This window comes from Brachyspira sp. G79 (genome assembly GCF_002379365.1).
Classification (GTDB): Bacteria; Spirochaetota; Brachyspiria; order Brachyspirales; family Brachyspiraceae; genus Brachyspira.
Genome location: NZ_JQIU01000008.1, coordinates 1,808,564 through 1,818,415, shown reverse-complemented (window position 1 = coordinate 1,818,415; position 9,852 = coordinate 1,808,564). Strand labels below are relative to the sequence as shown.

At 27.8% G+C, this 9,852-nt stretch carries 8 protein-coding genes; 4 read left to right on the top strand and 4 right to left on the bottom strand.

Going from position 1 to position 9,852, the window contains the following annotated elements; all coding sequences use genetic code 11:
• Positions 1–1,112 (top strand): XRE family transcriptional regulator (locus KQ44_RS09465; RefSeq protein ID WP_096737188.1); only part of this gene is annotated, 1,112 nt, incomplete at its 5' end.
• Between the two features lie 116 nt (positions 1,113–1,228).
• Here the strand turns inward: KQ44_RS09465 and KQ44_RS09460 are convergent.
• The gene (locus tag KQ44_RS09460; protein WP_096737187.1) at positions 1,229–1,846 is read right to left on the bottom strand and encodes an HD domain-containing protein; all 618 of its coding nucleotides are present in this window, start codon (positions 1,844–1,846) and stop codon (positions 1,229–1,231) included.
• A gap of 103 nt (positions 1,847–1,949) precedes the next feature.
• Between KQ44_RS09460 and KQ44_RS09455 the strand changes: the two genes are divergently transcribed.
• From KQ44_RS09455 to KQ44_RS09445, 3 genes are all read left to right on the top strand, one after another.
• Entirely contained in the window at positions 1,950–2,201 is a 252-nt protein-coding gene (locus tag KQ44_RS09455; protein ID WP_096737186.1) for a hypothetical protein, read from the top strand.
• 102 nt (positions 2,202–2,303) lie between these two features.
• Positions 2,304–5,420: an efflux RND transporter permease subunit gene (locus tag KQ44_RS09450; RefSeq protein WP_096737185.1), complete on the top strand. Its 3,117-nt coding sequence runs from the start codon at positions 2,304–2,306 to the stop codon at positions 5,418–5,420.
• A gap of 378 nt (positions 5,421–5,798) precedes the next feature.
• Positions 5,799–7,592 (top strand): glycosyltransferase, encoded by a 1,794-nt coding sequence (locus tag KQ44_RS09445; RefSeq protein WP_096737184.1) that lies wholly within the window; start codon positions 5,799–5,801, stop codon positions 7,590–7,592.
• 14 nt (positions 7,593–7,606) lie between these two features.
• Here KQ44_RS09445 and KQ44_RS09440 read toward each other — a convergent pair whose 3' ends face one another.
• The 3 genes from KQ44_RS09440 to KQ44_RS09430 form a co-directional block, all read right to left on the bottom strand.
• Positions 7,607–7,870, bottom strand: coding sequence for a hypothetical protein (locus KQ44_RS09440; RefSeq protein ID WP_096737183.1), 264 nt, complete (start codon positions 7,868–7,870; stop codon positions 7,607–7,609).
• A gap of 72 nt (positions 7,871–7,942) precedes the next feature.
• Positions 7,943–9,112 carry a M20 family metallopeptidase gene (locus KQ44_RS09435; protein WP_096737182.1) on the bottom strand — a complete coding sequence of 390 codons (1,170 nt, stop codon included), beginning with the start codon at positions 9,110–9,112 and terminating at the stop codon, positions 7,943–7,945.
• Between the two features lie 421 nt (positions 9,113–9,533).
• Positions 9,534–9,852 (bottom strand): hypothetical protein (locus KQ44_RS09430; RefSeq protein WP_143277886.1); only part of this gene is annotated, 319 nt, incomplete at its 5' end.

Sequence of the window (9,852 nt, the reverse complement as noted above, 5' to 3'; positions counted from 1 at the left end):
GTTTAACTATAGATGATATAGCTAAAAAATTAGATATTAGTAAACAAACTTTTTCATTATATGAAAATAATAAAGCTAAAGCTCCATTTGAAAAAATATTTTTATTATCAGAAAAATTAAATTTTCCTGTTAAATATTTTTTTGAAGAAGATAACGTTAATTTAGAATCAAAGACTACTTATTTCAGATCTCTAATGAAAACGACTAAAAAGTCTAGGGTTGAGCAAATTATAAAAATGGAACATTTGGCATTAATTTGTAATGTTTTATTTGAATATATTAATTTTCCAAAATTGAATATACCAGAAATATTTTGTAGTAACAATTTGACAAATGATGAAATAGAAAACATTGCTAAAGAGGTTAGAAAGTCTTGGAATTTAGGTTTTGAACCTATAGAAGACATTATAAGAATTGTTGAAAAAAATGGTATAATAGTTACAAAGATTCAAACTTCTACTGATTGTATAGATGCATTTAGCCATTTAGTTGATATTAATAATAATAGTATTTATTTAATAGCATTGTCGAAAAATAAAGGTTCATTCTCAAGGAATAAGTTTGATATAGCACATGAATTAGGTCATATACTATTGCATGAATGGAGTGAAGATATTGAAAGTATATCAAGAGAAGAGTACAAATTAAAAGAGGATCAAGCTAATTATTTTGCATCTTCTTTTTTATTACCAAAAGATGAATTTATTAAAGATTTTAAAAAAGGTGGTAATAGACTAGATTTTTATATACATTTAAAAGCTAAGTGGAAAGTATCTATTGGAGCAATGTTATATAGAGCTAAATCATTAAATTTAATAACTAATACCCAGTATCAAAATACTATAAAAATGATGCATAAGAAAAAAATATATACAAATGAACCATATGAAGAATGGCTAGGAGTATATGAGCCAACTTTATTAGTTGATTCTGTAAATTTAATACTTACTCATATTATGTCTGCGAAAGATTTAATGCAAGAATTTTCGAATAATAATATTTCTATGAATGCAAAAGAAATTGAAAAATTATTAAATCTAAAAGAAGGTACATTATCAGTAAATCAAGAAGTTGAAAAAATCATAGATGAAAATAATATAAATAAAAATTAATTGTTTGATGTTGGGTAATCAGCCGCACGTACATTGTACTATCTGTAATGGGTTGCGATACCGTGCGGAATCACGCACGAAGTGTACCCGCAACGAAGTAAGGGTATAGGCGAATACTAAATAATATTATCTCTTATATTCGGAAGTAAATTGTAAATAGAAGTTCCTATTGTGCTTTCAAAATAGGATTTTATTTCAAATACTTTCTTCCACCTTAAAGCACTTTGAGGAAACGTACCATATCTTAAAGCTACATCTATAAACCTTTTTTCTAAAATACAAAAACCTGTAGGCAAGGCAAGACTGTCGCATAATTGAATAAGCAAATCATAATCATCATATACGGCATTACTTATAAACTTTTTCATAAAGCTGTAATCGTCTTCTGGTATATCAAATTTTCCTATTGCTGTGTTTATATCCTGTATCATAAAGGCATGACTTATGCATATTTGAGCCAATTTATCCCATCCGTATTTAATGCAGTATTTATATCCGTCTATTAAATGCCTCTCAGCACTTATTCCAGTATATCTTCCTATGTCATGAAGAAGCCCGAATATGTAGGCATTATCTTCGTCTAGTTTTTTTTCTGAAGAGTTTTTATTGTAATGCGAAGCTATTATCTTTGCAGCTTTGGCAGTGTATCTTGAGTGTTCGGCCCAAGGAGTAGGGTTTGATTGGTATGCTTTGTTTAATTCGTATTCAGCTCTTTCTAAATCTAGTATTTCCATATGTGTATTTTATAACTTTTTTGCAGAAAATAAATAGTATAATAGGGAACTTTTATATTAATTTAGCGTCTAATATAAACAAAATAAGTAATAGGGTATCACTATGTTAAAAAAAATTATTTTTGCATTTTCTACTATAGTATCACTTTTTTTATTAAGTTCATGCTCGCCAGCATTTGACCATATGTTTCATAGACCGCCAGTTCCGCCGCATATGAGAGGATATATGATTTTTGGTCCTCATTTCGGTATTAACGGTATACTTGGAATGATAATCAAAGTATTAATAATAGTTGCTTTAATTTTTCTTATAAAGATGCTCTATAATAAAGATAAAAATAACAAAAAAGAATAGTTTTATATTTTGAAATTTATTGATAAAAGGCTATTGAATATTTTTTAGAATTTAATATCATATTTGCGTAATATTTTATATGATATAAATTTGTAAAAAATAATGAAGAAATTTATTACTGTTATAGTAAGCAGACCGACAACAGTATTTGTTACACTTGTATCCATGTTCATAATTGGATTTATAAGCATATCAAGACTTAATATAAATTATCTTCCAGATATGGAGGTTCCTATTATCAGTATAAAGACAACATACGATAATGCAGGACCAGAAGAAGTAGAGAAATCGGTTACAAGAATAGTGGAAAATGCAGTGTCTTCTGTTAATAATGTAAAAACTATTAAGTCCAAATCAAAAGAGTCTGAGTCTAATGTAGAAATAGAGTTTAATTGGGGTACAGATTTGCAGACAGCGTCCGATGATATAAGAGAGGCTATAGATATGATTCGCTCTTCACTTCCTGATGAAGCAGAGAACCCTAATATATCAAAGTTTTCAAGTGATGCTACCCCTATAATGAATATAGCATTTTTCGGTACGGATAATTTATCATCGCTTTATGATTTAGTAGACAGTCAGATACTTACAAGACTAGAACAGGTTGACGGAGTAGCACAAACTGAAATAAGAGGCGGCCTTAAAAAAATTATACGTGTTGATATAGATCTAAACAGACTTAATGCCTATTCTATAGATATTAATAATATAGTAAAAACTCTAGCCTTAGAAAATCAAAATGTAGCAGGAGGCGAAACTTATGAGGGCGTTTATAAATATAATATAAGAACTACTGGTGAGTTTAAAACTGTAAAAGATATTGAAGATGTTGTTATAATGCTTAAAGATGAAGTTTATCCAGTAAGAGTAAGAGATATAGCATATGTTCATGAGGATTATGAAGATGATTCTGAGATAGTGCGTATTAACGGACAAAAAGCATTAACTATTGCTGTTACAAAAGAGTCTGGAGGCAACATTATACAAATATCCAGAGATGTGGAAAAAAGACTTAATGAAATAATGCTTCCTTCAGGTATTTACTATCAAATATTATTTAATAGTTCAGATACTATAAAAAACTCTATACGCAATGTACTTAATACAGTATGGCAGGGAGCTTTATTTGCAGTTATAGTTCTTATGATATATTTATGGGATATAAAAAGTGTATTTATTATAAGCATTTCTATACCAGTATCAGTAATAAGCACATTTATATTGATGTATTTTTTTGATATTACTATTAATGTTATATCGCTTTCTGGTTTAGTTTTGGGTGTAGGAATGATGGTTGATAATTCTATAGTTGTACTTGAAAATATATTTTATTACAATGATTATTATTCAAAATATGTGCATGATAAAAGAAGCAGTATAATAAGTAATTTTAAAGCATCTATTTTGGGAGCAAGTGAGGTATCAATTGCAATAACCGCTTCTACTTTGACAAGTGTATGCGTATTTCTTCCATTTTTATTTGTTCAGGGTCAGATGGGGCAGATGTTCAGCGATTTATGTATGACAGTTTCAATATCGCTTATGACTTCTCTTTTTGTTGCTTTAACTATAGTTCCGTTATTAGCTTCAAGGCTTCATAAGAGTAATAATAATGGTAGAATTAATTTAGTATTAAAGCGTTTGGAGAGTTTTTTTAATAACAAAATACATAATAATGTAGAAAAGTTTTATTTAAGTATGCTTACTATTGTAATAAAAAATAAAAAGAAATCATTTGCTTTAATATCTGTTTTGTTATCTTTATCATTATTTTTATTATTAACAAATATAGGAAGAGAAGGCTATCCAGTATCAGATGAAGGAACAATAATTTCAAGATTAAGACTTCCAGTAGGTGCTAGGGTAGAGTTTACAGATATGTTTATACATAGAATGGAAAATGATATAGAAAATGCTTTAAGTAATAATATAGCTTATTATGAAACAAGAGTAAGAACTGGAAGAAATGAACATCATGGAGAGGTAAGAGTAAAATTAATAGACAGAGAATACGGAAGAAAATTGGATATAAGCTATTATATAGAGATGATTAGAAACAGAGTAAATGGATATCCCGGACGTATAGAACTTAATTCTGAAAATGTAGCTTTGGGTAAGCCTAAAGATTATAGTGCTATTGTTATAGAACTTGTTGGAGACGATTTAGAAAGAGGTTATGATGTGGCAAGCAATATTATAGCTGCAGTAAATAAAGTTGATGGTATTAGAAATGTTTTGATAAAAGAAGATGATTCTAATCATGAATTGGTTTTTGATATTGATAGAGATTTAGTATCAAAAATGGGTATCAATATTAATACAGTTGCAAATATTATAAGAACTTCTTTCAGCGGCACAACAGCTAGCAAGATGACATTAGATAATTCTATATATGTAGATACTGATATAATAGTGCGTTTGCAAGATACAAACAGAGATAATGTTTCAAGTATTCAGAAGATGATGATACCTACAAAAAATGGCATAGTTCCTATTTCATCGTTAGTAGATATACATAGAGGAACAGGTCCAATAGAAATAAACCGTAAAAATGATAAAAGAATTATAGAGATAAATGCTAGTTCTTTCGGAAGACCTATAAATGAAGTTATAGAAGATATCAGAAAAGAGCTTAATAATATATATATACCAAGCGGATTTTCTGTTAATTTTTCTGGTGATTATGAGGATATGCAAGAAGCATTTATTCAGCTTATTGTATCTTTAATAATGGCTTTGGTGTTTGTATATGCTATTATAGCAGGGCAGTTTGAATCATATATTACGCCTTTTGTTATATCTTTGGCAGTCCCTTTTGCATTATTTGGAGCTTTGATATTTCTTTATTTTGGAGGACAAACTTTAAATGTTTACAGCGGAATAGGTATAATAATGCTCGTAGGAATAGTAGTTAATAATGGAATAGTTTTGATAGATTATATGAATAAGGTTGTACTTGAGAAAAATATAAGCTGGGACAGTGCAGCTTTGGAATCATGCAAAAGAAGATTAAGACCAGTACTCATGACATCATTAACTACAATACTTGGTCTTCTTCCTATGATATTTGAAGTTGGAAATGGAAGCGAAATGTACAAACCTTTAGCTATAGCGGTTTGCGGCGGATTATTATTTTCTACTATGTTTACACTTATAATAATACCTTCTGTATATTCTAGCTTCAGAAATAGATTTAATATAAAAATAAGAAACGATTGATTATATTTATGATTTTTTCTTACCCCCCCTTTAAATTTTTAGGCTTTACTCTGTTATAAGCACTTAATTTATTTTTATTACTGAAATTGTAAAAATCACACCCGCCCAAGCGTTTTTTTATTTTATGATTTTTAACAACACGCGGTAAGTGGAATTCTAATTTATAGCTGGATTTGTAATTGCAGGCAAGCTTTATTTATATGGCTGTTTCAACGCGTGGTATTAAAGTCTTCATATAAACATATACACATAAACAATATCAAAAATTATCATAAATCATTATTTATTAATAGTTTATATATCCCCCTTTACAAAATATATTGTTTTTGTATAATTAAAAAATAATTACAAGCATTAAAGCAGTAAAGTAGTAAAGTTATGATAATAAAAGAATTAGTATCTATATTAGTTCCAGTATACAATATAGAAAATACAATAGAGAAAAATATTAATATACTTATAGATAAAGTTTCACCATTTTTAATGAACTTTGAAATAATTATTTCCGATGACGGAAGCAGTGATAACTCTAAAGAAGAAATAAAAAAATTATGCTTAAACTTTAAAAAATATAATAAAAACTCAAACTTAAAAAATATAATAGGAGTTTATGCTATAGAAAATCAGGGAAAAGGTCATGCTTTAAAAAGAGCATGCGAAGTTTCTAATGGCGAGTATATAATATTCTGCGACGGTGACATGGAGATAGACCCATCGCAGCTTGAGAACTTTTTTTCTATTATGCAAAAAGAAAATGCTGATGTTGTTATAGGCTCTAAAAGACATAAAGATTCTATAGTTAATTATTCTAATATAAGAAAATTAATATCTTTTATATATTTTATGTTTGTTAAAATATTTTTTCATCTTCCTATACAGGATACTCAGACTGGGCTTAAATTATTTAAAAGAGATTCTATTATAAATATTTTTCCAAGAATATTGGTAAAAGCATTTGCTTATGATTTGGAAGTTTTAGCAGCATGCAATTCAAACGGTAAAAAAATAGTATCAGCTCCTGTTATAGTTAATCCTAACAGGCATTTCGGATTTATTAAATTTTCAATACTATGGAGAACTTTTATTGATACTTTGGCAATATTTTATAGGCTTAATATAGTTCATTTTTACAGAGATTTATTTTCTGAGCTTAAAGATAAGCCTCTTGTAAGCATTATAATACCTCTAAAAAAAATTAATGAATATATAAAAGAAGAAACACAGTATTTACTTGAGCAAGTATATACGAACTTTGAAGTGATAATACTACCTGATAAATATACTGATGATGAGATTAATATAGAATTATTTAAAGACAAAAGAATAAAAATTATAGAAACAGGAGAGTTTCCTCCTGCTATAAAAAGAGCAATGGGAGTTAAAAAATCAAAAGGAAGTATATTAGCATTTTTAGACGATGATACATATCCAGAAAAAGATTGGCTTTTAAATGCTTTGAGGGCGATGGAGAGTAAAAAAGTTTATGCACTTGGAGGACCTGCTGTTAATACCAATAAAGATAATTTCTCAAAACAGATAAGCGGACTTATTTATAGTTCAACACTTATGAGCGGAAAGCATAAAGCTAGATATATACCAGACAAGGTGCAGTATGTCAATGATTATCCCAGCTGCAATTTTATTATTACGAGAGAGCTTTATGATAGGGTAGGAGGCTTTGACAGCGAATATTGGCCTGGTGAGGATACCATACTTTGCAACAATATTATGAAAGCAAATGAAAAAATATTATATACTCCAGAAGCATTGGTTTATCACCATAGAAGAGATTTATTTTTTGGGCATTTTAAGCAGTTAAAAAATTATGCTTGGCATAGAGGATATTTTGTAAAAAGGTTTGGGGGTAATTCTTTAAGTTTATCATACTTTATACCTTCAGTATTTTTACTCTACACTATATTTGTACCTTTTGCCTTATATTTTGATTTGCCTAAAGTTTTAAATACTTATATACCAGCTATTAATACAAATATATTTCTTTATTTATTACTATTTCCTCATAGTTTTTACTGTTTATGTTTGATAGGAAGCTGGATTAGTACATTATCGCCTATAAAAGGTTTTTGTAAGGCTATAGGTATATTTTTATCTCATTTGACTTATGGCTTTTTCTTTATAAAAGGGTTTATATCTGGTTTTATAAAAAAATAAATGTTATTTATTTATTATTCTAAGTCCATAAATGATAATTCCATTTTATTTACTATATTATTAATAGCTGCAATTTGTTCATTGCTTATAGTATAGTCATTAGGATTTGTTTTTATTTTTTCTAGTAATTCTACTGATGAAACAAATAATGTTTCGCTTAAAGCATCATCAAGCACGGCACCTGAATATAGTAATTCTTTTATTTGAAGCGAATTGTTTAAAAGAATATTATCGTTCAAATTTAAAATGATATTTGCTAACTCTTGATTAATTGACATAAATAAATCCTTTTTATATATATTATATTAGTATATAAAAATAAATGCTTAAATCAAGTTTTTATACATATATCAGCTATTTAAAAAGTTTACAGCCCAATATGCCATAAGTTCTGAAGGCATATTAAGTTTGCTTTCATCTATCTCAAATTTACTATTATGATTTGGAATTTTTTTATCAGTAACAGTTGAAAATAATGCAAAGCAGCCTTTAATTTCCTTTGTATAATAAGAAAAATCTTCTCCAGCCAAACTAGGTTTATAATATTTATTCCATACAGCGTCTTTTGAAAATATTTTTAAAGCTTCATTTTTTATACTTTCTGTTATCTCTTTGTCATTGTATGTAACGCAGGAATATTCTATTATATTTATTTCAGCTTCTCCTCTCATTGACTTTGCTATAAGTTTTGATTTTTCTTCTATTCTTTTTATAAAAAACTCACGTACATCATTGCTGAAAGTTCTTATAGTTCCTTCTATTTCCACTGAATCTGGTATAATATTAAATGCACTTCCTCCGTTAATTTTGCAAAGAGAGAGTATAACAGTTTCACTTGCCTCTATTTCTCTAGTAATTATTGTCTGAAGAGCGTTTATTATTTCAGCCGCCATAACTATAGGATCTGCTCCCGCATGAGGATAAGCCCCATGTGTTCCTTTTCCTTTTATTTTAATAACTATTTTATCGGTAGATGCAAGTATAGGACCTTCCTGTATAACAAAAACACCATTAGGAGCTTCTGGAGCAAAACTTCCAACATGCACTCCAAATATTGCCTCTACATCTTTGAGAGCATTTTCTTCTATCATTATTTTAGCACCGCTTCCAGTCTCTTCTCCCGTCTGAAATAAAAATTTAATATTTCCTTTAATGTCGTCTATATTATCATTAAGTATTTTACAAGCTCCTAAAAGAATGGCAGTATGAGCATCATGTCCGCAGGCATGCATATTACCATTGCAGGATTTGTATTCAAAGTTAGTTTCTTCTTTTATTGGTAATGCATCCATATCGGCACGCAATGCAACTGTTTTTCTATTATTTTTGCATGTTATATATGCTATTATTCCAGAGTCTTTTTTATTTTCTGTGTATTTAATATTTTTTAATTTATTAAGTTCATTTATTACAAACTCTTTCGTTTTTGGCAGATAATTTCCTATTTCTGGTATGGTATGAAATTGTCTTCGGCATTTTATTATATAATCTAGTATTTCTTTAGAATTGTATTTAAGCATAAAAATATTTCCTTTATTTATAAGCATGAATTATCGTCAAATATAGGTCTTTATTGGAGTTATTTTAAAAATATTTTATTATATTGTTTTATCAAAATACGATTCTTGCGTATACATAAACAACTATATTTTATCAATTTTGAACTATTTGTAAATGTAATTATAATTTATAAATAGTATAAAATATTACTTCATATTAACAAAATAAGTTGAAAATGTATTATAATAACTATGTTTTGCTTAAAATGCAGTCTTTTTATTTCTTTGTGTCAACAAAAGAACTGGGGTATGGCACGACAGGGCTAGTCTCCACAAATACTAAAATTTAAAAATTTATTTTTTGACAAACTATAGTTGTTTAGGTATATACCATCACCACAAATACTAAATAGTCAAATACATTTAATGATAATACTAAAAATCAATCTGAAATATTCTTTAATATGCTAATAATCATAGATATAGATAGAATTATAGTTATTATTATAAGAATAATATTAAGAATATTAAAAGCTTCTGTATTAAAAGTGCCTATATATTTTATTATAACAAGTAAAACTCCTACGAACCCTCCAAACATACCGTATAATTTAAGCCTAGTTAAATATTTCTTTGCAAAGGAATTAAATACATCATGTATATTTTTAGCATTCATCTTATCTATCTCTTCTTTTGTAATAGAAGAAAAATCTATTGCCTCTATAATCAAATTAATATCATCTTCAGCACAATTAATAATT

What these genes read in the sequence shown, in the direction of transcription:
- KQ44_RS09460 (WP_096737187.1), bottom strand. Translation starts at nt 1,846, where the DNA reads ATGGAAATACTAGATTTAGAAAGAGCTGAATACGAATTAAACAAAGCA.
- KQ44_RS09455 (WP_096737186.1), top strand. Translation starts at nt 1,950, where the DNA reads ATGTTAAAAAAAATTATTTTTGCATTTTCTACTATAGTATCACTTTTT.
- KQ44_RS09450 (WP_096737185.1), top strand. Translation starts at nt 2,304, where the DNA reads ATGAAGAAATTTATTACTGTTATAGTAAGCAGACCGACAACAGTATTT.
- KQ44_RS09445 (WP_096737184.1), top strand. Translation starts at nt 5,799, where the DNA reads ATGATAATAAAAGAATTAGTATCTATATTAGTTCCAGTATACAATATA.
- KQ44_RS09440 (WP_096737183.1), bottom strand. Translation starts at nt 7,870, where the DNA reads ATGTCAATTAATCAAGAGTTAGCAAATATCATTTTAAATTTGAACGAT.
- KQ44_RS09435 (WP_096737182.1), bottom strand. Translation starts at nt 9,112, where the DNA reads ATGCTTAAATACAATTCTAAAGAAATACTAGATTATATAATAAAATGC.